This is a genomic window from Flavonifractor sp. An92 (assembly GCF_002159175.1).
Lineage (GTDB): Bacteria > Bacillota > Clostridia > Oscillospirales > Oscillospiraceae > Pseudoflavonifractor_A.
The window spans coordinates 191,564-215,789 of the sequence record NZ_NFGZ01000001.1; the positions used below are offsets into that span (position 1 = coordinate 191,564).

General features: G+C 61.0%; 11 protein-coding genes and 2 pseudogenes. 9 read left to right on the top strand and 4 right to left on the bottom strand.

Annotated elements, in window-relative coordinates:
- The first annotated feature begins 12 nt into the window (after window positions 1-12).
- The 4 genes and pseudogenes from B5G43_RS01015 to B5G43_RS17215 all read left to right on the top strand — a co-directional run bounded on the left by B5G43_RS01015 (window position 13) and on the right by B5G43_RS17215 (window position 7,614).
- On the top strand, window positions 13-2,667 hold the full coding sequence (locus B5G43_RS01015) for an ABC transporter permease (RefSeq protein WP_087258023.1): 2,655 nt from the start codon (window positions 13-15) through the stop codon (window positions 2,665-2,667).
- Window positions 2,668-3,205: 538 nt separating this feature from the next.
- A pseudogene (locus B5G43_RS01025) lies at window positions 3,206-3,970 on the top strand (DUF4241 domain-containing protein); the annotation flags it as partial.
- A gap of 42 nt (window positions 3,971-4,012) precedes the next feature.
- Window positions 4,013-7,486: pseudogene (locus tag B5G43_RS01030) on the top strand (suppressor of fused domain protein); the annotation flags it as partial.
- Window positions 7,477-7,614 (top strand): hypothetical protein, encoded by a 138-nt coding sequence (locus B5G43_RS17215; protein WP_158097319.1) that lies wholly within the window; start codon window positions 7,477-7,479, stop codon window positions 7,612-7,614. The pseudogene B5G43_RS01030 and the gene B5G43_RS17215, both read left to right, overlap by 10 nt.
- Here the strand turns inward: B5G43_RS17215 and B5G43_RS01035 are convergent, their stop codons facing one another.
- Entirely contained in the window at window positions 7,615-8,763 is a 1,149-nt protein-coding gene (locus B5G43_RS01035) for an aldo/keto reductase (protein ID WP_087258035.1), read from the bottom strand.
- Between the two features lie 128 nt (window positions 8,764-8,891).
- Window positions 8,892-17,579 (bottom strand): S-layer homology domain-containing protein, encoded by an 8,688-nt coding sequence (locus B5G43_RS01040; protein ID WP_158097320.1) that lies wholly within the window; start codon window positions 17,577-17,579, stop codon window positions 8,892-8,894.
- A gap of 184 nt (window positions 17,580-17,763) precedes the next feature.
- Between B5G43_RS01040 and B5G43_RS01045 the strand changes: the two genes are divergently transcribed.
- The 3 genes from B5G43_RS01045 to B5G43_RS01055 are packed head-to-tail and all read left to right on the top strand — an operon-like array spanning window position 17,764 to window position 22,168.
- Complete coding sequence (locus tag B5G43_RS01045; protein WP_087258041.1) at window positions 17,764-19,086, top strand: MATE family efflux transporter; 1,323 nt, start codon at window positions 17,764-17,766, stop codon at window positions 19,084-19,086.
- On the top strand, window positions 19,083-21,191 hold the full coding sequence (locus B5G43_RS01050) for an NB-ARC domain-containing protein (protein ID WP_087258044.1): 2,109 nt from the start codon (window positions 19,083-19,085) through the stop codon (window positions 21,189-21,191). The genes B5G43_RS01045 and B5G43_RS01050 overlap by 4 nt, the downstream gene beginning before the upstream one ends.
- A gap of 14 nt (window positions 21,192-21,205) precedes the next feature.
- Window positions 21,206-22,168 carry a hypothetical protein gene (locus B5G43_RS01055; protein WP_143382813.1) on the top strand — a complete coding sequence of 321 codons (963 nt, stop codon included), beginning with the start codon at window positions 21,206-21,208 and terminating at the stop codon, window positions 22,166-22,168.
- A gap of 51 nt (window positions 22,169-22,219) precedes the next feature.
- Here B5G43_RS01055 and B5G43_RS01060 read toward each other — a convergent pair whose 3' ends face one another.
- Together B5G43_RS01060 and B5G43_RS01065 are read right to left on the bottom strand one after the other, a co-directional pair.
- On the bottom strand, window positions 22,220-22,588 hold the full coding sequence (locus tag B5G43_RS01060) for a hypothetical protein (RefSeq protein WP_087258050.1): 369 nt from the start codon (window positions 22,586-22,588) through the stop codon (window positions 22,220-22,222).
- 4 nt (window positions 22,589-22,592) lie between these two features.
- Window positions 22,593-23,108 carry a YcxB family protein gene (locus tag B5G43_RS01065; RefSeq protein ID WP_158097321.1) on the bottom strand — a complete coding sequence of 172 codons (516 nt, stop codon included), beginning with the start codon at window positions 23,106-23,108 and terminating at the stop codon, window positions 22,593-22,595.
- Between the two features lie 166 nt (window positions 23,109-23,274).
- Between B5G43_RS01065 and B5G43_RS01070 the strand changes: the two genes are divergently transcribed.
- Both B5G43_RS01070 and B5G43_RS01075 read left to right on the top strand, forming a co-directional pair.
- On the top strand, window positions 23,275-24,066 hold the full coding sequence (locus B5G43_RS01070) for an alpha/beta fold hydrolase (protein WP_242960412.1): 792 nt from the start codon (window positions 23,275-23,277) through the stop codon (window positions 24,064-24,066).
- On the top strand, window positions 24,006-24,224 hold the full coding sequence (locus B5G43_RS01075; protein ID WP_087258056.1) for an aspartate dehydrogenase: 219 nt from the start codon (window positions 24,006-24,008) through the stop codon (window positions 24,222-24,224). Before B5G43_RS01070 ends, B5G43_RS01075 begins: the two co-directional genes overlap by 61 nt.
- The last annotated feature ends 2 nt before the right edge of the window (window positions 24,225-24,226 follow it).

The window sequence follows — 24,226 nt, forward strand, 5'->3', positions numbered from 1 at the left end:
GAGGAGATCATGATGAAAGTCTCCAACCGGGGCTGCATCCGCCGTCTGAGTTTCCGTGCCCTTCTGGCCAGCCGCACTCGCAATCTGGTGGCGGTACTGGCCATCGCCCTGACAGCGGTGCTTTTCACCTCTCTCTTTACCATTGCCCTCTCCATCAACGAGGGAATCCAGCAGAACAACTTCCGCCAGGCGGGAGGCTGGGCCCATAGCACCTTCAAATACCTCACCGAGGAACAGTTTGAGGAGTTGAAGGACGATCCTCTCATCGAGTCCTGGGGCCTTCGGCGGTTCGTGGGGATGCCCACAGAGGTGCCCTTCAACAAATCCCATGTGGAGATCGGTTACTCCGACGCCAACCAGGCCCACTGGGGCTACTGCGACCCGGTGGAGGGCCGCCTCCCCCGGGAGGGTACCGACGAGGCGGCCACCGACACCCATGTGCTGGAACTGCTGGGGGTGGAGCCGGAGATCGGTGCAAAATTCACCGTCACCTTTGAGGTGGACGGCCATACCACCACCCAGGCCTTCACTTTAAGCGGCTGGTGGGAGTATGACGAGGCGGTGGTGGCAAATGATATCCTCATTCCCGAAAGCCGGGCGGACGCTATCCTGGCAGAAGTGGGCGTCACCCCGCCGGGCAGCGACGGCATGACCGGCAGCTGGAACCTGGATGTGATGCTGAAGCATGGCGCCCGCTCCATTGCCTCTGACCTGGAGGAGATTTTAGCCAACCACGGCTATCAGTCGGAGACACCGGGAGAAACCTATATTTCCACCGGCGTCAACTGGGGTTACACCGGGGCGCAGCTCTCCGATAAGCTGGACCCCACCGTGGTGGCTATCATCGTGGGGGTGTTGGCTCTCATTCTGCTCACCGGGTACCTCATCATTTACAATGTGTTTCAGATCTCCGTGGCGGGGGATATCCGCTTCTACGGCCTGCTGAAAACCATCGGCACCACGCCCCGACAGCTTCGGCGGATCATCCGCACCCAGGCGCTGCTTCTCTCCCTCGTCGGCATTCCCATTGGACTGCTGCTGGGCTGGTTGCTGGGCGGCGTGCTCACTCCCGTCATTGTCGCACGGCTGGATGGAGTGACCAGTGTGGTCTCGGTAAGCCCTCTTCTCTTTGTGGGCTCGGCCCTCTTTGCCCTGGTGACGGTACTCATCTCCTGCCGCCGCCCTGGCCGCCTGGCAGGCAAGGTCTCTCCGGTGGAAGCGGTGCGCTATACCGAGGGAAAGGCGCTGAAACAGAAGTCCAGGCGAGCGGGCAAGGGGGTCTCCCTTTTCTCCATGGCCTGGGCCAATCTTGGCCGCAGCGGGGGTAAGACCTTCCTCACTGTGCTGTCCCTGACCCTGGCCGTGGTGCTGCTGACCCTGACCGTGACCTTCACCAACGGCTTTGACATGGACAAATATGTGTCCAGCTTCACCGCCAGCGACTTTATCCTGGCCGATGCGGGCCAATTCCAGACCGGCGGGGACGGCTTCAGCGACGAGATGGGGGTGCCGGAAGAGGTCATCGCCGCCGTGGATGCCCAGGGCGGCATCACCAGGAGCGGCCGCGTGTACGGCAAGACCGCTCCGGCCCTGGAGTTCGTCACTGAGGAATACTATCGCTCTATGTGGGGACGCTGGAACACCCAAGAACAGCTGGACAGCATGGTAGCCTTCCAAGATCGCACTGAGGGCGGCCTTCTGGCGGATCGGGTACAGCTCTACGGCATGGAGCCCTTTGCGCTCAGCCATCTGACGGTGCTGGAAGGGGATCTCTCCAAACTAAACGCCCCTGACGGGAACTACATTGCCGCTGTGTACAGCACCGATGACTACGGTAACCCGGAGCTGAGCAGTCATTGGGCCCGGCTGGGGGATACGGTGACCATCCGCTATGTGGAGGAGTTTGAATACTATAATCCAAACACCGGCGAGGTTTACGGTTCTTTGGAGAATGTTCCCGAAGGCGCCCCTTACACCGAGCGGGCGATCAAGTACCGGGATGTGGATTACACCGTGTCCGCTCTGGTGACGGTGCCGTCCGCCCTGAGCTACCGCTACTACGGCGCCGACGAGTTCGTTATGGGGGCGGAGACTTTTATCCGGGATACGGGCACCGACTCTGTCATGTACTATGCCTTCGATACCACGGACGAGGCCAACGCCGCCATGGAAGCCTTTCTCAAGGACTACACAGAGAATGAGAACCCTCAGTTTGACTACGAGAGCAAGGCCACCTATGCCGGGGAATTTGAGAGCACCCGGAGCATGTTCCTCCTGCTGGGGAGCGCTCTCAGCTTCATCGTCGGGCTGGTGGGTGTGCTCAATTTCTTCAACGCCATCCTCACGGGCATCACCGCCCGCCGCCGGGAGTTGGCCGTGCTCCAGTCCATCGGTATGACGGGGCGGCAGCTGCAGACCATGCTGGCCCTGGAGGGGCTGCTCTATACTCTGGGCGCGGCCCTTTTGGCCCTGGTGCTGATCGTGGCAACGGCCCCCTTTGTGGGTCCCGGGCTCAATGGGTTCATTTGGTTTTTCACCTACCGCTTTACCATCTGGCCCATTGTCGTGGTGCTGCCTCTGTTCGGTGCCCTGGGTGTCCTCATCCCAGTGCTCAGCTGCCGCGCCACCCAGCGTTTTTCCGTGGTTGAGCGCCTGCGGCAGGAATAAAAGACAAAGCCCCAAACAAGCCAACTGCACGCAGCGTTTACTTGCGGTTGGCTTGTTTCCATTCTTACAACATGTTCTGTATCATGGTATCGTGCGTTATCGTTGTCAGCCGTCATCGATCTCTTTCCGGACAGAGAACAGTTTCTGAGCGTTGATCGACACAAGTTTTAGTTGATAATTTCCATGCAATTCGGTATGATGGAAACGAACCATCCGACCTTACAAGTTACTACAACCGACTTACACTGTACGCATGGAATCATGCGTGATTTTTGGGAGATGCACACGAATCAGTTAAAAACACCGTTGATTCTATCGAAAAAAATGGATTCTGCCTGTGGAGGAAACCACATCTGGGGGATGTGGCTTCTTTCTTGCGGCCTTTTCGCGCCTTGCGTCAGCCTGTCCAAGTGACAGGGTGTCGCGGGGCGTTTTTTCTATCTTCGGAAAGGAGTCAGAAACAGAGACTGCGCCAAGAGTTTGCCAACGCTTCGAGAGAAAGAGGGCCATTTTTGGCCCTATGCATCCTGTATAGTATGTCTACCACAAACGATGAAAGGAACAGGAGGAACGGATCATGCCGACTGCCGAATGGTTGAACAAGTACGAATCCATCCAGGACAAACTGGCCTGCAAAACGGACCTGGACGCGCATTTTACCGAAAAAGTGATTGGTAACATGGAGGTGGATGTGCTGGACATCGGCACCGTCCACTTCCCCACCGGAACGATCTTTGCCTGCGATCCGCTGGTGGAGCTGGAGGACACGCCGCCGTTCCTGCAGACGATCCCCGCCGGAACTTATCCCGTCAAGATCTGCGTGGTGCCCAGCGAAAAATACGGCGACCGCTACGCCTGCGTCAAGGTGGAGGTCCGCCGGGAGAAGCCTGTCCGCTATGAACTGGGCATGACGGGCAGCGAGGATCTGGACGGGGAACTGGACGAGGGCGATTATTTTGGCTTCGGCGTCGACGCCGGGATGGGCTGTGTGGCGGACATCCAGGCCCAAGCGGCTTTCAAGGAGTACTGGGCCAAGCGGCTGGAGGAGGACCCGGACATCGACCCCTACAACGATCTCTTCTGCGACCTGCTGGAGGAAAACGCCAAAGCCCACCCCAAATACCAGAGGACCTACGGTGACTGGCTCAACTGGACGGTACCGGACACGGACTGCAACCTGCCCATCTTCGCCTCCGGCTGGGGTGACGGGTACTATCCCGTCTATTTCGGCTACAACGCAAAAGGAGAAGTCTGCGCCGTGTATGTGCGCTTTATCGACATTGAGGACGAGTACCAGGATTAGGCATACGGAGGCAATCAGAAAGATACCACGGAACCGACCAAGGAGGAACCGTCTATGGACATTTTGCAGCAATGCCAGAAGTGGAATGAGAAGGACGAATATCAGAAGATCATAGACGCCCTGGAGGCCATTCCTGCCCAGGAGCGCCCCCCCGAGATGGACAGTGAGCTGGCCCGCGCCTACAACAACCTGGCGGACCCCTATCAGCCCGGGGGCCGGGACCTGCTCCGCAAGGCCATCGCCCTGTTGAAGCCCCATGAGGACTATTTTCAGGGTGACCACTGCTGGAATTTCCGCATGGGCTACGCCTATTACTATCTGGACCAGGAGGGCCGGGCTCTGCGGTACTTTGAACAGGCGCTGGAGGCCCGCCCCGGCGACGAGGATACCCTGGAGCTGATCGACTGGTGCAAGAAAGGCATTGCTCTGCCTCGGTTTTCCGCGTGCTTCCGGGAGCGGACGGCAGCGGCGTGGGAAAACTTCGCCGAGCGGGAAGGCCAGCTGCGCCAAATCATGGACGAGGATGAGACCCATACGCGGGGCGAGAAGCTGATCCGTGCGTGTGAGGCCATTCTGAACCAGGCATTTGACGACATTTCTTTCGAGCTGGGCTTCAACGGCGAAACGTATGAGCTGATCCTCACCCCGGAGGGAGACAAGGTCAAACTGTTTGAGCTGGTCTATTTCCAGAAGCACGCCCCCAAATCGGTGCTGGAGCACTGGAACATCCTGGTAGGCCGGCAGCCTCTCCAGAGCATCGGCCTGCGGACCGAGGACGGCTGTGAGATCTCCGGAGACGATGTGCAGATCTGGCTGGAGGAGCTGGATAAAAACCGTTTCGCCATCTCCGCCTACTGTGAAAAGCTTCTGCCCATGCTTCAGGCGTCGGAAGGCAGAGTCTGGTGGATGCTCACCACCCTCACTGATCAGGTGCTGGGCGAGATCTCCCACATGAGATACATCGACCGCTTCGATGTGCTGGAACAGCCCAAAGAATCGCCGTCCATCCGTATGTCCCAGCTCCCCGACAAACTGCGCGAACAGGGGCTGAAGCTCTCCACCGACCCGGAGGCCTATCTGGAGACCTACCTCGGCTACCAGATGGAGCCCCATGAGGACCCGGACGCCGACTGGCGGCTGGATGTGATGGCGGGCTCCACCTGCTGTGCCCCTTTGATCAACGGCTATCTGGAGGCGGACAACGACTCCATGGACCGTCTCCACGCTGACGGCGCGGTGGCAGGCTTCTTCTGCTATCCTCTGGATTCCCTGCGGGAGGGGGAAGAAACCCAGAACATCTTCGCCTTCCGGGACCGGCTGGAGGAGGCTCTCACCGCCGGGGACGGCCCGGAGCTGCTCACCCTCACCGGCGGAGCCACCGGTCTCTACTGCGGCTATGTGGACTTTATCGCCTGGGACCTCCGTGCGGCGCTCCAACTGGCCCAGGAGTTCTTTGAGGACAGCGCCATCCCCTGGGCCAGCTTCCACACCTTCCGCCGTGAGGCGGGCTCGGTGCGCCTGAAGGCCGCGCAGGAAGAGCACTCGGACGGTGAAGCGCCCCAGCATGAGGACTGGATTCCCGAACTCTACACCGAGGCGGAGATGGAGGCCGTCGAGGGGCACATCCAGCGGTATTTCGGTACGTTTGAGAACGTGTACCACGAGCTGATCTCCCCGGACATCCATGTGGACATCTGCGTGGTGCCCCCCTCGGAGGAGCGGGACTACTATACCCTGGTCACCATGGGCATGGGCGCCCACCGGATGAACGTGCCGGAGGAGCTGGCAGAATACCAGCTGGAGCGTGCGGAGCTGGCCATCGCCCTGCCGAAGGATTGGAAACTCGGCCACGAGGACCTGGAACATGAGCGGTGGTACTGGCCCATCCGCCTGCTGAAAACCCTGGCCAGACTGCCCATTGCCAGCGATACCTGGCTGGGCTTTGGGCATACCATCGACAACCAGGAGGACTTCGCCGAGGACACGAAGCTGTGCGCCGCCATTCTCACCGCCCCGCAGAGTGCAGCGGACGGCGGCGAGGTCTGCCCCCTGCCGGGCGGCGAGGAGGTCAACTTCTATCAGGTGATCCCCCTCTACCGGGACGAGCTGGAGTACAAACTGGCCCACGATGCGGACGCCCTGCTGGGCAAAATGGATGGCATCTGCTTTGTGGTGGAGCCCAATCGCCCGGATACCATCACCAGAGCCTCCCTTTGCAGCGGGGACGATGCGGACGACTGCGTGGCAGAAATGGATGACGGGGCCTGGCACCTGGAATCCATGCAGGAAAAGGAACTGCCGGTGGATGAGATTCATGCCTATAACCACATGGCCATCTATCTGCGCTGGTGCATGGAGCACGACCTGATGGGAGAAGAATTCCTTGCGGAGTACGGTGATGTGGTCGAGAAGGTCAAGACCGAACCTGCCAGCGTGGACCTGCGGGTCTTTCTCCGGGATGAACTGGACGGCCAGCTGGTCGGACCTCTGTTCAACCAGAAGGGCCGGGCCTTTGCCTCCTACTACTATGGCGAGTCGGACAACCCCTACTTCCCCAGCGACATCGACGACTATGCGTTTCACTATTTCGGCGCAGAACAATATCACTCCGAGGAGTTTCAGGACGAAGCCTACCTGTTCATCCCCTTCGACGAGAACTACTACCAGGCCATGGCAGCGGTGATCGAAAAACGCTTCGTGAACTGGCAGGGACAGGACTTTGACGAGGAGACGCTGGAGCCCTCGGATCTGGCCAAGGCCATGATGGCGTATCTGGACTGCGAATGCACCTATTTCCCCGCCATGAAGGACGACGACCCCATCATGGCAGCGTACCGCTACGCCCAGCGGGAAGGTGTCAAAGAGGGCTTTGTGCCGGTGCTCCTCAAGGCGGACGATGAAACTCTGTGGGAGTGTCTGATTCTCAACTCCGACCCGGACCACGACGGCGCGGATGACTACGCCTTTGACCCGGACAAGGTGGCGGAATACCGGCAGAAGATGCTCGCCGCCCCCGGCAAGGACGGAAAGGCGGTCCTGGAGTACCGGAAAAACCAGCGCAGGGAAGAAGCCGAGGAGGACGATATGGACTGGAACGAGGAGATCCTGGGCGTGATGGAGGGCGGATATGCGAATGACCGTTTCTCCAGCTACTGGGACTGCGACAGCGAAATGACCTATCCCCTCATTCTGGCCAAAATCCCGGTGCAGCACCCCTGGGAGATCTTCGCCTGGCTGCCCTTTGGAAACTGGAACGAGTGCCCCGACACCCCCGAGCTGATGGCGGCGGCGAAATACTGGTTCGAGCAGTATGGCGCGGTGCCCGCCGCCATGACCTACGACGAGCTGGAGTTCATCCTCCCCTCCCCGGTTCCCCGGGAGAAGGCGATGGAGGCGGCGTTGGAGCTGTACGGCTTCTGTCCCGATGTGGTTGACCAGGGGCCGGAGGACGCCACCGTGGGCACCCTGGCCGATGGGCTGCGGCAGTCCACCATCTGGTACTTCTGGTGGGACTGATCGAGCAAAGACACGACTGGACAACAAAAAAGACAGCGGGCTTTGCCGTTCTTGAATCGATCACACAATTCAAGGGCGGCAAAAGCCCGCTGCAACTTATAGGGATGGGATGGGGAAATGGCTTCTAGTTAAAGCAGGTGGAGCTCCCGGACCTTCTCCATCCGCGCGATCACCGGGACGCCGAAGGGACAGCGCTTCTCGCAGTTCCCACAGGCGATGCAGTCCTCCGCCCCGGCGCTGAGGGCCTGGTAATGGGCCCGGATGGACTCCGGCACCTGGGGCTGCATCACCGCCAGGTCGTAGAGCTTGTTGACCATGGCGATGTCGATCCCCTTGGGGCAGGGGGCGCAGTGGCCGCAGTAGGTACACTGTCCGGAGTAGGCGTGGCGGGGCGCGCCGGCCAGGGTGCTGGCGTAGTCCCGCTCCTCCTCGGAGGCCGTCTCATAGGCCACCGCCTCCAGCACATGCTCCGGGGTATCATAGCCCGCCAGGATGCTGGCCACGGCCGGCCGGGTCAGGGCGTAGTGGATGCACTGCACCGGAGTCAGCGCCACGCCAAAGGGAGAGGTGCTCGCGGAAAACAGCCGTCCGCCGGCGTAGCCTTTCATCACGGTGATGCCCACGCCGCGCTGCTCGCAGAGCTTGTAGAGCTCGGCGCGGTCCGGATGAATGCCGCCCAAACCCTCTACGTAATGCTCCGCCGAAAAATAGTCGTTCATATCCTCGCTGGCGGGGAGGAGATCAAAGGCGGGGTTGATGCTGAACAGGATCATCTCGATCTCCCCGCTCAGGGCGGCCAGGATGCCCACCTTGGGGTTGTGGGTGCTCAGGCCGATATGGCGGATGACGCCCTTGGCCTTCTGCTCCTTCACATAGGCCAGGAATTCCCCCTCCATGATGCGGTGGAACTCGGCCTCCTCGTCCACGAAGTGGATCATGCCAAGATCAATGTAGTCGGTGCCCAGCCGGTTCAGCAGGTCCTCAAAGGCCGGTTTCACCTGGTCCATGTCCCGGGTGCGGACATACTGGCCGTTCTGCCAGGTGGAGCCGAAATGCCCCTGGATGATCCAGCGCTCCCGCCGCCCGGCGATGGCTGCGCCGATATTGGAGCGCACCTTGGGTTCCGACATCCAGCAGTCCAGAATGTTGATCCCCTGGGCCTCACAGCAGTCGATCACCTTCTTGACTTCCTCCGCGTTGTGGCGCTCCAGCCACTCCGCCCCCAGACCGATCTCGCTGACCATCAGCCCCGTATTGCCCAGTGCCCGATATCGCATGGAAACTCCTCCTTCTAAGCCAGGTACTTTACCCTATCTTACCATACTTTCACGGCTGGTCAAGCACAGGACGGCGGTTCAAATGAACCGCCGTCCTGTGCTTGATAACCTGTTTGAATGATTTGTGCTTACTTCCCCATCGCCCGGAACAGGAAGGTGACGATCTGGGCGCGGGTACAGATTTCATCCGGGCCGAAGGTGGTGGCACTGGTTCCGGCTGTGATGCTGTTTTCTACCGCCCACAGCACCGCGTCGTAATAGTAGCTTCCCTCTACCACGTCGTGAAACGGGTTGGCCTTACCACTCGGCGTATCCAGGCCCTTGGCCCGGTACAGGAGCGTGGCGATCTGGCCACGGGTGCAGACCGCATCTGGGCTGAACATGGCATCCCCCGTGCCGGCGGTAATGCCGTGGGAGACCGCCCAGCGGACCGCCTCGGCGTAGTACGCATCTTCGGGCACATCGGTAAAGCTCATGCTCCCCCGGTTCTCCACAGGGCTTCCGGCCGCACGCCACAGGAAGGTAACGACCTGAGCGCGGGTACAGGCCATATCCGGGCTGAACGTCGCCGCATCGGTGCCGGCAGTGATCCCCTCGGAAACGGCCCATTTGACCGCTTCTGCGTAATAAGCATCGGCCGGTACGTCAGTAAATACCGTCTCCCCAGGCTGCTCACTCTGGAGGAAGGTGGCTTTGACCGTGACCTTGGAGGCAGGCATGGTAAAGGTATACTTACCGTTCTTCTCTGTAACCGGGACCTCCTTGCCGCCCTGGTCGGTAACGGTCAGCGTATCCAGCCGGTAGCCCTGGTCCGGCTTCACAATCAGGGCCACGGTTTCGCCCTTGGCGGCTTTCTGGGGCTCCACGGCGATGGTGCCGTGTTCGGTGCTCACTACGGTAATCTCATAACTGGCAGCTCCGGAACCGCCGCCACCGCCGCCGGTGCTGACCTTGGTGTAAACGGCCCGCAGCTCCACATTTTCGCCGGGCATCCCAAAACTGGTTTCCGCGCTGGTTTCATCTGCCAGAGACACGCCGCCGGAGACGATCTCCCAATGGTCGAAGCGGTAGCCGCTCTTGCTGTCGGCGATGATGGTGACAGTAGCTCCCACCTCATACAGGCCGGAGCCGCTGCCGTCTGTGACGATGACAGCGGGCTTCTCGCTGACAAAGGCGGCATAGTGCGAGAAATGGTTGGTGGTGAAGGTGATCGCGCTGTTTTCGAACCTGGCACGGATATAGGTGATATAGCCATCGGCGGAGATGTAGCAGGCCACAGCGGTCTTTCCCTCCATACCGGCCGGGATCGTGTAGGGAATGGTGATTTCCACGCTGCCGTTCAGCTCGCTCAGGGTCGTATTGGAGCCGTCGGCGTGGGTGACCGTCAGAGACAGGTCCACGATGGCGGGCTCATCGGGCAGACTGGCCAGAGCGGCCTTCTGGGCCTCGCTCATATCCTCCGGCTGCACTTCGCTCATATGCAGCGTGACCTTGTCGTCCGGACCGGTGATCGCATCGGCGATGGTGTCGAGCACCGGATCGCTCATGGAGATGGAGGCATCCTCCGAGCCGATGGCCAGGGAGCCGTCGCCCTTGGCCAGGCCGTCCAGCAGGTCACCGGGCAGGGTGACGTCCTTCACACCGGTCAGGTTGCCCAGATCGATGGCGGTGTCGCCGCCGGCGTTGGAAAGGATCTCGTCCAGCGCACCGTCGGGAAGGGTGACTTCCGCCTTGTCGCCGTCCACAGCAACATCCACGCTGACATTGCCGTCGCCGGTGTCCACAAAAGCGCCCTTCCGGATGACAAGCGTGCCCTCCGCAGTTTTGGCTTCGCTGGGGATCAGGTTGTCGCTGGAAAACAGGGCAGCACGGACGCCATACTCACCGGCCTCGGCGGGGAGCGCAGTCGTCCAGGCGTCGTTTACCAGATATTCCACGGTGAACTTCGCGGTGCTGTCCTGTGGCGTGATGGAGACGGAGACGGGGCCGAGACCGGCCATGCTCTGTTCCAGATTGCCCAGGGTGATGGTGTAGTCGGCCGCCTTTTGGACGGTCAGGTTGCCGGAAACGAACTGGATGTCATAGTTTCGGGCAGTCAGTCCCGAGACGCTGATGGGGTACGCACCAGCCTTGCCGAACTGTTGATAGGCGCAGGTATACACGGCGGTACCTTCGAGGACGCTTTCGTCCTCGCACTTCACAAAACCAGACGCGGCATAGCCGCCGTTGGCAGGGGCCTGGCCATAGGTGATGGTGTGGTCGTTGGCTGTGATGGTCAGAGATGCCTTCTTGACAACCAATGTGAAGTGGATCTCCGTCTTGGCATACTGGTCGGGAACTGCGGCAGCCGTGGCCGTGATGACGGTCGTACCGGCGTTCCGGATGGTCACAATGCCCTTGGAATCCACCGTTGCAATGTCGGGGTTGCTGCTGGTATAGGTCACGGCACCGCCATCTTTGCTGCTGTTCGTGGCCTCAGCCCAGAAATCCGGTGTACCATAGGTGTAGGTGACCGTCTCGCCGATGTTAAAGGGCCACTCCAGCTCCTGCTTGGGCCACTTGGATATGGTTTCGGTCTCGGTCTCACCGCAGCGCTTACAGGTGCGGGTCCGGGAGCCGTCCTCGGTCTCCGTGGCAGGCTTGGTGATCTCCCACTCACCCCAGTCGTGGCCCAGGGCCTCCACATAGGTGTCCACATAGCTGTCATCGCAGCGGGAACAGGTATGGGTGGTGTAGCCCTGCTCCGTGCAAGTGGGTGCGGTGACAGAATCCCGGAAGTCGTGGCCCAGAGCGGGAATCTCCTGATTTTCCTGGGCGCCGCAGCTGATACAGGTGAGTGTCTGGGAGCCTGCCTCCGTACAGGTGGCCTCCTTGGTGACGTCCGCCTCACCCCAGACGTGCTGACCAGCCTTGCGGATGACCTCGTGACAGACAGCGCAGATATCGTCTTTGGTGCAGTCGCTCTCCGTGGAGGTGTGTCCGGTGGCGGGGATTTCGGTCACGTCGGTTTTGACGTCGCAGCGGGTGCAGTGGTGGGACTTGGAACCGGCTTCCGTACAGGTAGGCTCCACATCCGTGGTCCACTCCTCGGAGAAGCTGTGGCCCACCACGCCCAGGGTCATGGATTCGGTGTAATCGCATCTGGTGCACCTGCTCTCGGCGGTGCCGGTCTCGGTGCAGGCGGCCGCCTTGGTGACGGTCCACTCCCCCATGTTATGGCCCAAGGCAGGGATCTCCACGGTCAGGGTGTCCTTGCAGCCTTCCGCCGTACAGGTGTAGGTCATGACGCCCTTTTCCGTACAGGTGGCTGCCTTGGTCACGACGCCCTTGTCGTACTCATGGGTATGGGCGTCGTCCAGGCTGTCCACCAGTATGACTTCCACGGGAATTTCCGTGGTGCTGCCGGCGCCGGTGAACAGGAACACCTGCTTGAGCATGTACTCGATGCCGTTGGGCAGCTCCAGTCCTTCGGCGAAGGTGATGGTAAAGGTACCGGCCAGGACCTCGGTGGGCTTGAACTCCTGGGCGCTGAGGGTAAAGCCGTTTTTCAGCGCACCGATGCCGGCATCCGGCTGGAAGGGGCCCTTCAGGTCATAAGCCGCCAGGACCTCATCGATGGTGTAGGCCTGGCGGAAGGTGCCGCCGAACACCTCAAAGTTCACATTGTAGAGGGACTTGCCGGACACATTCCGCAGTTCATAGCGCATCCGGTAGGGTTCGCCAGTGACGGCGTTCTTCTCCGCCGTGATGGTCATCTGCATGGCGTCGCCGGCCAGAACGCTGACGGGGTCTTTGGTGGTAAAGCCAACCTCCATGGGTTCTTCAATGTCCTCAAAGGTACGGGTGCCCGTGACGGTTCCGCTCAGGGTGTAGTCGCCCTTGGCGTCGCCCCGCACATACCAGTGGTGGACGGCGGCGCCGGAGGGGGCGATATCCCCCAGCTCCACCGTGACCGACTGCTGGCCCTCTATCATGTCGGCCAGGGACAGACCGGCAGGCAGGTTCAGTGTTGCGGTGCAATCCTTCACCGTCTCCATGGCGGAGGAGTTGGTCACCAGCAGCTGGACGTCAAACATCTCCTTGAGCCAGGTGACCCGGGAGGGTACGATGAGGAAGATATCCTTGGCCGCGGGATACAGGACGCCGCCTTCGAAGGGAGCCGGGTCGCCCTTGACCACCTGGCCGTCGTCGTTGTAGTAGTACTTCACCTCCACAAAGTCCAGGATCACCGTGCTCTCAAACACATGGCGGTTGCCGGGGGCATTGGGGTCGATACCGGCCGCCACCATGTCGTCATCGGTCATCTCCTTGACGGTGGTCTCCACCTGGAGAATGTCTTCGGTGCTCATGGGGATGGTGAAGGCCTTTTTGTTCTCCGAGATGGCCAGATTGGGAATCCGGCGGGGCTGGTAGCCGTCTGCCAGAACCATTACGCTGTAAGTACCGTCGGGCACATCCAGCTTGGCCACGCCCCGCTCATCCGTGGTGGCCGAAGCCTTCAGAACGCCGTCCTGATAGAGGGCCACCGTGGCGCCGGAGATGGTGCCGGCGGTGTTGCTGTCCTCCACCCTAAAGGTCACGCGACCCTCGACAAGCTCCACTGCCCTGGTCTGGCCGGTGACGTGGACGCCCTCGCTGTCGGTGATCCCCAGGCGGACATTGTACTGCACGGGGAGATGGTTCGTATCCACGGGCGCGGCCCATGTGACCGTGGCCCGGTCGCCGCTGTAATCCACCGTCAGGTCGCCGTTCTGCCAGATACCGGGGGTTTCGCCGCCCGTCTGATACTGGAGGGTCACCTGCTGCAGGGTGGGCGTGTACTCCTCCACATCGGAGACAGCGGTCACAGTCAGGGGAATGGAAAGGGTGACGCCGTCGCCCAGAACCGTGTAGCTGCTCTTGAGATCGTCGGCAATGCTCAGCGTGGCAGTTTTGGTGACTGCGCTGGGAGAGCTGTCCGAGGTGTTGCCCGCCTTGTCCCGGGTCTGCACGGTAAAGGTGTAACTCGTGTTCTGCCGCAGACCGGTGACGGTGCAGGTGGTGGCATCCCCCGTCAGCTCCTGCGCCTGCTTTCCGTCCACAAAGACATTGTAGCCCGCCACACCCATGTTATCGGTACCGGCAGTCCAGCTCAGGGCCACGGTGGTGGTAGTGCGGCCGGTGACCGTCAGCTCTTCCGGCGCCGTGGGCGGCTCCTGGTCGGCGGTGGAGACGGTCTTTTGGGACTTGTTGCCCGCCAGGTCTACCGCCTCAATGGTGAAGCGGTTGCCGTCGTCCGCCGATGCCGCCACATTGTAGGAGGTGGAATCAGCCTGGGCCTTGCCCAGAGGAACGTCATTCTTGTAGATCTGGAAATAGTCCACATCCTTGTCGCTGCACGTCCAGTGGAGCACGGCGGCATTGTCCTCCAGGAAGGCGAAGGTCACGTCGCTTACGGTGGGCGGGGTGGTATCCACCGTCAGATAGACCGTCCTGCTGCCCACGGCTCCGCTGTCATCGGCCACCGTCAGGGTATGGGTACGCTCGGTAAGGCCGGTCAGCTCCGCGCGGAAGTAGCCATACTCGTTGGTCTCAGCCGTGACCGGCAGTTTATCCGTCTCGGAGACGGTGACGCTGCTGTTGGGCGAGGCATAGCCAAAGAGGGTGTAGTCGGTGCGGTTGATCAGCACGCTGTCACCGCCAAACTGGGGCAGGATCACATGGTCCGGATTGCCGAACACCAGGATCCGCTCCACCGGCTCGCCCATAACCACGCCCCGGTACGCTTCGTTATCGTGGTATTCGTTGCTCATGTCAACGGCAAACACCCGGATGGACTGGGTGTTCTCATAGGAAAAGCTGCCGTCATAGGACTGGGAATCCCAGAAGTCGGACCTGGGATTGAAGGTCAGGCTGAATTCGTACCGCCCGTCCTCCGTGGGACCCACATAGCCCATCTGCTGGCTGGCATGCCTTCCGTCGGCGTCGTAGAAGGACACCCACAGCTTGGTGGCAGGCAGGGACGTGGTGGCGGTGATGGTGTACTGGCTGTCCGCGGACTGAACGCCCTGGACGCTCTCGGGCACCCGGACATCGTAGTCCCTGGCAATACACAGCCACAGGTTGAAGGTGTAGGTCAGATTCTCGCTGTCGCCGCTCTTTCCGCTCTTGGAAAGCTCCACATACAGCGTGCGGGGGCCGTCCTCACCCTCAAAGGTATGTGCGTAGTAGCGGTTGGAAAAATAGGGCCGGAAGCTCTCTTCTGCCAGAGCCTCCTGAGTCTCGGCCCAGCGCAGATAGCCGTACGCGCCCATGTTGACGCCCTCGATCCGCACCTCCTCGGCGTGCATGACGGGGTCGCCGCTGTCATCACCCCAGGCGTCATCCTCATCGTTCAGGGTAATGATGGGGCTGGTCTCCGCCTGCACGGTGACATCGGTGTTGCCCAGAATCTTGCCGTCCATATAGACCCGCAGCTCATAGCTTCCCGCGGGACGGCCGGCAAAGACGCCCTTGTTGAAAAACAGGTACTGGGTACTGCCGTCCGCCTCGCCCTGGAGCGTCATGGGGAAGCCCTCCGGAGTCAGGCAGGTGTAGCCGCTGTACAGCTTTCCGGTGTATTCAGCGTCCACGGGCAGACATTCGCCCATCAGATACCCGTTGGCCGCCCCGTCCGATCCATACAGGCGCGGACTGGTTGTCTCATTTTGGTTGATGGTGATGTTCCTCACAAGCTGACTGCCGTCGAGATATACCGTATAGGTTCCGGCGGTGACCGGCTTGTCCAGGGTGAGGGTCAGATCATACCGATGGCTTTCGCTGTTCCACTGGACGGTATAGCTTGCGACGGCAAAGGTGTCCATGCCGTTGGAGAGAGTGATGGACTTGACCGCCTCCAGATCAGCTCGTTCGATGTTCTTGAAGGATCTGCTGTCTACATAGAGCTGGCCCGCCACAGTATTCTGACCCGACTTCATGCCGTACCAGTCAAAATACACATGGTTGCTGCTGCTCAGGTTCAGCGGGACCTTGTCCGCCGTATAGGTGAAGGCCTTGTCGTCGATAGGAGCTTCGGCGCCGCTGCTGTCCCGGAACACAAGGGCATAGGCCGTGCCGGGTGTCAGCTTCCCGAAGTCCCCGGCGGTGAAGGTGTGGGCATAGACCAGCATGTCCTGAACTCCGCTGGGCTGGCCGGTGATGATCGGGCTGGTCAGCACGTCGGTATCGCCGTTTTTGAAGACGAACCGGCCGGTACCGCTGGAATTGAGGACCTCCGTGTAAATTGGGAACTCGCCCAGGTTGGTCCACATGGTGTAAGCGCCAAAGTCTACCATGGGAGCGCTGGTTATGAGCCACAATCCATCCGTCGTGTAGACTGTATCGAACTGGACGCCGTTGAGGTAGAGATAATAGGTTCTCCGGTTGGTCAGGCTGCCGGTGATCTGCAGGGTGCCGGTGATGACGCCCTGCTCTCCCTTTGACTCGGTCTGCGTCAGCGTATCACAGCGGCCCAGTACGGTTCCGTTGCCGTCCCGCAGCTCCAGCACGTCTCCGCTCCCCTTGTAGAAGGAGCAGCCGTTGTAGTACTCCAGCCGGAACGCCAGGTTCTTAGCGGTGGGGTTCATGACGGTGGGATAAAAATAGACCGTCTCCTGGCGGAGGTTGGCGTAGGGGTTGGAGAAGCTTTCCGTTGTAGCGAGGTACTCCTCCTCCCCGTCTGCATAGACCTTTACCCACAAAAGGCTCTCGTAGCCCGTCATGGGCACCACCATGCCCCCGGTTGTCAGCTGCAGCTCCACCGTCTGGGTATCGCTTTCCGCCGTGAAGGTCTGGTCGGCATACAGATTTTTTCCCTGGGAGTCATTGCTGACCGTGACGTGATAGCCGGTGTCCGCCGTCAGATACCCAAGGTCTACCTCCACCCTGGCAGTCTGGGGATCCAGGACCCGGAAGCCCTCAGCGGAGGCCCTGGGGGCGGAGGCGCTGCTGGACGCGGCTCCTACGCCGTCCACCATCACCTTATCGCCGGTGTAGCGGATGGCCAGGCTGTACCTCGGGCCGCTCTGGATACTCTGCCCCTCGACCACCTTCATCTGGGCATACAGATACCACATACGGCTCTCGTAATTGGCAGTGATGTCCCGGTATGTGCCCGTGGACTGGGCCACCACGGTATCTCCGTCCATGAGGGAGAAGGTCAGGCCCTCCAGCTCCTCCTCCCGCTCGAATCCATAGACCGTCAGCCGGAGATCCAGCTCCTGGGCGCCGGTATACAGCTTGTCGAGGTAGGCATCGGAAATCAGCAGCGCCCCGTCGCCCACGATCTCCATGGTGCCGGTGCAGGGATAGGTCACATTTCCAGCCACCAGCTGGAGGGTGTAGCTTCCCGCCGGCAGCTCCGCAGCGTTATCAAACCGCGCCCCGGAAATGTAATAGTGCCCCGTTTCAGAATCGGGGTAATAGCTGGAGAGCGCCCCGCTGGAGGCCACCGCCGTGCCCTCCTCATCCAGCAGCTGAAGAATGCCGTTGGATTCCGGCTTCTCCGTCACATAGGATTCACCGTCAGGGGTTTTGATGAAGGCTCTTCCGTTGTAGGAAATAACCGTGCTGCCCGCATAGACATACTCGGCTCCTTCCTTGTTTTCCACCAGTCCAAAGGTGGAGATTCCGCCCGCGCCCTGGGGCGCAGGGGCCTCCTCCCCCTCCTCGATGACCGGCAGGAACACTGTCTGCCCGGCTTCCGGCAGCGCCGCCGCCAGCGCCTGGGCGGGCAGCAGGCTCAGCAGCAGGCACACGCTCAGCAGCGCGGCCCAAAGCCTTGTCTGTATTCGTCTCATAACCGTTCTCCTCTCTTTCGGCATACCGCCGATGGTGTCCCTCCATTTAGCACGGAATCAAGGGCCTGTCAACGATGTAGGATTTAACCGCCGCGAAATTTTACGGTGTTTTTTACTTGGTTAAAAGTTACTTCGTTGACAGACCGTTTCCCACGTGGTACGTTTTCCAAAAAGGGGGAGTTCTGTGGATTTTACCGGAGCCTATTGTCCCAAAACCTTCGCCCGGTTCCTGATCCCGCTGATGGCGGCGGAGCTGTTCCAGCAGATCTACGGTCTCATCAACACCGCCGTGGTCAGCCACGCTCTGGACGATACGGCTCTGGCGGTGATGGGGGCCTGCGGCGGCCTGCTGGCCGTCCGGGGCAGAGTGCTGGCCGGGATGTTCTACGGGTTTGGCATCTGCCTGGGCACGGCTGTGGGCAGCGGGGATCCCAGACGGCTCCCCGCCGCCTTTTCCGCCGCCCTGCGGTATACGCTGATCCTGTCCGCCCTGGGACTGCTGGCCGCGCTGGGGGTAGAGGGGCTGATGGCGCTGGGTAATGTCCCGCCCCAGCTGCGGGGCGCGGCGTCCTCCTATCTGATTCTCTCCTTTGCAGGAGCGGGGGCCACCGCCGTCAAGCTGCTGCTGATGGTACTGCTCCAGGCGGTGGGAGACACGGGCTATTTCAGCGCTCTGGCCGTTTTCGGGGCGGTGACCAACACGGCGCTGGTGATGCTGTTCATCGGTATTTGGAAGGGGGATGTGGCCTGCGCGGCCATGGCCACGGTGCTGACCAATGCCCTGCTGGCTCTGCTTCTGCTGCGGTATGTGCGCCGGAAATGGCCCCGGCTGCTCCGGACCGTGGCCGCCCGTGAGATCCCAGGTCCGGTGTGGCGGGGGCTGCTGGAAAACGGCGGCGCCAAAACCGCCTACTTTTTCCTCAGCGCACTGGGCGCCCTGGTGCTCCAACGGGCGGTGAACACCCTGTCTCCCCGGCTGATCGCCGCCCAGGCCATCGCCCTGTCCCTGCAAACCGCCCTCATCGCGCCCTTGGGAGAGCTGGGTACCGCCTCCGGCGTGATCACCGGCCAGAACGTGGGCGCGGGCCGCTTGGAAAATATCCTGCCCTATCACCGGCGGCTGGTCCGTCTCTTCGTGATTTTGGGTGTGGGGGCCATCGCCGTGGTCTGGCTGGCGGGGCGGCCCCTGGTGGGGCTGGTAGCCGGACTGGAACAGCCGCCCGAGGTCTCCGAAGCCGCCCTTTGGTGGCTTCGCCTCACGGTGCTGGCATTCCCGGTGAGCTTTGCCATTCTCTACCGCAACGCCCTGCAAGCCCTGGGACAGTACGGCGGTGTGGTGGCGCTGGGCGGTATGGAGGTGCTGTGCAGCGCCGCATCTGCCCTGCTCTTCGTCCCGGCCTTTGGCTATCTGGGCGGGGCGCTGGGCGTGGTGCTGAGTTGGGGAGCCTCTGCCCTTCTGGGCAGCGCGCTGTTTCGCCTTGCTCTGAAAGGGGGCGGCCGGAGATGAACACGGATACAGTCCGGCCTAAGGGCTTGAGCACGGAACATCTGCTGACACCCCAGGAGGGGCTGGCCCTGGGGCTGGACCGGGAACTGGTCTGGAGCTGGAACCAGATCGTGCTTCAATGCCGGTATCCCGACACTCCTCCGGGGTTTTCCGGCCCGGAGGAGCAGCAGCGGGCCGTAGCCCTCTGGGAGGCACAGTACACCGCCTATCGAAAGTCCCACGAGTATACGCTCTGTCCCAAGCCCATCCTCCCGCCGGAGCAGTTTGTGGGCCGCGCGGAAGAGCTGGCGGACCTCCACCGACAGCTCAGCGGCGAGAGCGGTCCCGGCAAAGTGCTGCTGCACGGCATGGGCGGCCTGGGCAAGACCACCCTGGCCCGGGCCTACGCCACCCGGTTTGCCAGAGCCTACGACGCGGTGCTGTGGCTGAACGTCCGCCAGGATCTGACCCACACCTTTTGTGACGACGGGGAGCTGACCATCGAAAATCTCTCCTGGAATTCCGGGCAGTACGCCGATCAGGCCCAGTATTTCCGTCAGAAGTGGAAGGTGTTCACCGGGCTTCTGGAACATCGGCGGGTACTGCTGATCCTGGATGACGTGAACCAACTGAAAGACCGGCTCTTTCCTCTGCTGTGGCAGCTGCCCTGCGCCCTGCTGATGACCGGGCGGGTGTGCGGTGCGGACTGGCCGGTGGCGGCCCATTGCCTCTCCCCGTTGGACCGCGGGTCCTGGACGGATTTTTACCGCTGTTACCGGACGGAACCACTGGCGACCGAGGAACTCCAGCGCCTGGATGCGTTCTGTGTCGGCGTGGAGGGCAATCCCCTTTTGATGCGCCTGGCCGTGTGCAGCCCGGAGCAGCCTCCGGCGCTTGTGGCCGGAAACGCCGACCTGACCCGCTACTTTATCCGCAGAACCCTGCTGAGCCAGACCGATCTCCGGGCCCTGCGCTGTCTGGCGCTCCTGCCGGCGAGCGGCATGGAGACCGGGCGCTTTCTCCGGGCCGCCGGGCTAAGAGCGGCGGTACTGGAACGGCTTTGCGCCATGTCGCTGGTGTGGGTCCGACCCCAAGATGGGGAATCCCAGTGCGGGCTCCACCCGGTGATCGCGGAGAGCGTCCGGCACTGCTATCCTCCTACCCCGGAAAACTGCCGCCGCTTTCTCCGGGGGATGCAGGCAGAATACGCCCACCTCTGGGACGAGCCCTATGGGGCGGTGATCAAAGCCGTGCCCATCTGCTTTTCGCTGCTGAACGCCTGGCCCACACCCCGGGCCTGGCTGGCGGACAGCTACGATACCTTTGCCACCGTTTTGTGGATCGGCGGATATTTTGGGAAATCCCTGCAATTTATGCTCCGGCTCTACCGGAGCTGCGAGGAGCACTATGGGCCGGTGCATCAGGTCACCGGCAGCATCGCCATGCGGGTGGGGGCGGTCTATCACAACAGCATGCAGTTTTCCAGTGCCAAAACGTGGTATCAAAAGGCACTGGACATCCTGCGTACCTGCAAGCCCTGCAATGTTCTCTACTTCTACCGGCTTGCCCAGGCAGCCCATAAACTGTGCCGCAATGACCGCCATGAGGGCCGCTATGCTTCGGCGGCAGCCTACTGCCAGGAGGCTTTGGAGGCCTTTGAACGGTATGTGGACGTGGTCGGTGAGCTTCCCCTTCCGCACCGAAAAACCGGCTATTTCCTGCGTTTGGAGCAGACCAAGCTGCTGGCCTGTCAGAACCGACACCAACAGGCGCTGGAGGTGTGCCTTCAGCTGCGGGAGGAGTTCCAGTCGGAGCCCTTCCAGGAGCAGCAGCATTTCGTTGTAGAGCTGGATCTTCTGCGCGCAGAGATCCTGCTCAGACAGGGCGCGGCATTGGAGGCCATGGAGCTGGCCCGGAACTGTACGGCACTTACCCGGTCCATGCGGGGAGAGAATGCCAAGGAGACCTTGAGCTGTCAGGAGGTTCTGGCGGATTCCTGGGCAGCGGCCGGAGCGGCGGAAAACGCCCGGACACTGTACCGCGAAATTCTGCGGAAACTGGGCCGGTATTATCCCCGCCAGACACAGTGGTATGAAGCAATTCGGAATAAGGAGACAGCCCTTTGAGGGGGGAAGTCAGAATGGAACCGCTCGAAATAGATACTCAGAACTGGTTGGAAGAGACCCTGGCTCTCTGCACGGAGTTCGGATGGGAGTCCCGGGAGCGGCTCTGGATCCGGGAGCGGTTTGAAGCGGTCGCCCAGTCGCAGAATCTGAGCGGGCGGGGCATGCTGGACCGCTTGATCTTTGAGCGGCTCTACGGACGCCCGCCGGAAAAAAGCACTGAGCAGCTGACCATCCGATACTGGCGCACCGGACAACACAAGCCCCAGAGCCGGGAGCAGTGCCTGGCGCTGGGGCAGGCACTTGGACTGGACACGGCAGACACAGATGTTCTCCTGCGGGGCTACTACGACAGCGCCGACCGGGTGTTTACCGCCGGCGATGAGGAGGACCCGGTGTACCACTGGCGCAGAAGATATTTGGAGCAACTGGAAACGCAATATCTGGCCATAATCCATCCGCTGACCCTGGAACGCCGGAAGATCCCATGGGAAAAATCCGGGGAATATCTGCGCCACTGCTATGTCCAGGAGGCCCGTCAGTATGTGGATACCAAAAACAAATTGGATGAGACCAGCCACCTCAACAGCGCCAACTATGTCAACGAGTTTCAGCGCCTTCGCTTTCTGCGGGGGGAGATCCCGCGAAAAACGATGCTGCGCCACCTGTTTTTGCTCTCTGTCCCTTTCGTCTCCCGGTCCGTCCTCGACCAAGGCCTGGAAACGCTGGGATATCTCCCACTGGATGCACAGCATGAGAGCCGGTTCGGTGAGCGGACCGATCTTCTGGTCCTGCGTCTCTTGGAGCGGTATCAGCAGGAGTGTGCGGGAAGGGCGCCTGACTGCTGTCACACATGGCTCCGCCAAACCTGCCGGACCCTGGACGCCTTTCTGCTGCGCTGCGGACACCCGGAACTGCGCTTTCTCCACTTCAAAACTCTGGATGGTGAAAAGAAAAAAGCGCGGCAAGAGACGCGCTGAACCTACCTCAAAAACACAGAGGAGGGCGCCTTACGGCGCTCTCCTCTGTGTTTAATCCGAAAACCCGATCTCCAGCTTCTCTTTTGGCTGGCCGATGTACTGCCGGGACTCCTGGAGCCGCCGCTCCAGTTCCGCGATTTCTTCCTCGATCTGCCGGCGGTCTTTGGCCCGGTTCGTCCGCAAAAAGGAGTGGTATCGTTCCTGCAGTGTCTCCGCCCTGGGCGGAAAGGTGATGACTGTGTCCCCGACCTGGTTCCCCTCCAGCTCGTTCCGGCAGATCTCATCGTCCATGACCGCCATATAGAGCGCAGATCGGGTGAACTCCCGGAGCGGCATCCGGATCGTCCAGCACCAGCCGACGGCGCAGCCAACTACCGCCGCCACACAGCCCAGGGCCGCAATTTTGTGACCTGTTTTCATCTCGTTATCCCCTGATGTTCTGAATCTTGCATCCGGACTTCTCTTCCAGGAAGCGGCGGAACTCCGGCATACTGCCGCCCTCCAGCGCCGCTTTTTCCATGGCCAGGGCGTGGTCCTTCCCTATCACAAAAACGAGGTAGTCCTTCGTCTCCGCCAGCGCAAGGATTTTGTCATACTGCCACTTGGACTCCGTGACGGCAGTTTTCACCCGATAATGGTCGGAAGCGAATGTAGTTTCGGCGAAGCTGGTCCCCGGCAGGGCTTTGCGCTTTGCAAAATAGCCGTTGATCGCATCCTCTTTCCAGGTGACCAGCAGCATGGCCACAATCGCCGCACTGTTGAGCGCCGTCTGCCAGACATTCCCCCAGGACAGCCAGACCGATACCAGGAGGAGCCCAATGATGATCCAGGCATACAGGCGGATGTACCGGTTTCTCTTCGCCCGGACCGTTTTGCGGACCGCCCGTGCCATGGCGGTCAGCGCTTTTTGATCGTATGTGGTATGACAGGTAAATTCCATAGAAACCTCCCAGTTCTGCATGTTCAGCACCACTATAACAGGAAAACGCATATCTGAGCTGAATCTTTCCTTAATTATCATGAAGGCCGGGCCGTCATTGACAGGCCCGGTCCGCGACGATATGATAAAATGGAGTGCTATCTATCCTGACGGGGGTGATTGACGCATGAACACAGCACAAAGGTCCCGGCGGAAACCATGGCTCATCGCCGGTGGGGTCGTTCTTCTGATCCTGGCCCTGCTGGTCGGGGCATTTTTCTGGTATGTGTCGGATTACTACCGGGCGGAGGATGTGGCCCTGGAGGTATTGGAGCAGGACACCGGCATCTCAGTGCAGGACAACCTGACCATCCTCTCCCCTTCCTACCCTACCGACACCGCCATTCTGTTCTACCCCGGCGCCAAGGTGGAAGCCGAGGCCTACCTGCCCCTGCTGGATCAGATCCGGCAGACCGGCGTCACCTGTATTCTGGTCCATATGCCCTTCCACATGGCGATTTTTGACGCTGATGCGGCCGAAGAGGTGATCGCCCGCTTCCCCAAGTTCCAGCACTGGTATATGGCCGGGCACTCTATGGGCGGCGCGATGGCGTCCAAGTTCGCCTCGGAGCATCCGGACCAGGTGGACGGGCTGATCCTGATGGGCGCCTACCTCTACGGCGATTATCCGGCGGAAAAGACTCTGACCATTTACGGCTCCCTCAACCAGAGCGTGGAGGACCACATCGACTACACGGAGAACGTCGTGGAGATCGAGGGCGGCAACCACGCCAGTTCGGCAACTACGGCCCGCAGAAGGGCGATCCTCCGGCCGCCATTTCCGCCCAGGAGCAGCAGGCCCAGACGGTGGCCGCCATCGAGGCATTTCTGGAATCTCAGGATTGAGGAGGGGCACCGATGTTTTTCAAGAAAAAACGGGAAACGCGCACCTATGACGTGGAAAACCAGAGGCCGGTGATCCGCTCCAGCATCTGCACCGGCGAAAAGGTGGCGGGATTTCAGGACATCTACACTGGAAAATTTACCGAAATCATGCTGATCCGCACCTCCGGCGACTTGGAGGAGTTCCGCCGCCTCTACGGCATCGGTGAGCGGGAGATCTCCACCCAATATTGAGC

Coding starts and splice junctions, on each gene's coding strand:
- B5G43_RS01070 (WP_242960412.1), top strand. CDS start 23,275: ATGAACACAGCACAAAGGTCCCGGCGGAAACCATGGCTCATCGCCGGT.
- B5G43_RS01060 (WP_087258050.1), bottom strand. CDS start 22,588: ATGAAAACAGGTCACAAAATTGCGGCCCTGGGCTGTGTGGCGGCGGTA.
- B5G43_RS01075 (WP_087258056.1), top strand. CDS start 24,006: ATGTTTTTCAAGAAAAAACGGGAAACGCGCACCTATGACGTGGAAAAC.
- B5G43_RS01055 (WP_143382813.1), top strand. CDS start 21,206: ATGGAACCGCTCGAAATAGATACTCAGAACTGGTTGGAAGAGACCCTG.
- B5G43_RS01035 (WP_087258035.1), bottom strand. CDS start 8,763: ATGCGATATCGGGCACTGGGCAATACGGGGCTGATGGTCAGCGAGATC.
- B5G43_RS01050 (WP_087258044.1), top strand. CDS start 19,083: ATGAACACGGATACAGTCCGGCCTAAGGGCTTGAGCACGGAACATCTG.
- B5G43_RS01040 (WP_158097320.1), bottom strand. CDS start 17,579: ATGAGACGAATACAGACAAGGCTTTGGGCCGCGCTGCTGAGCGTGTGC.
- B5G43_RS01065 (WP_158097321.1), bottom strand. CDS start 23,108: ATGGAATTTACCTGTCATACCACATACGATCAAAAAGCGCTGACCGCC.
- B5G43_RS01015 (WP_087258023.1), top strand. CDS start 13: ATGAAAGTCTCCAACCGGGGCTGCATCCGCCGTCTGAGTTTCCGTGCC.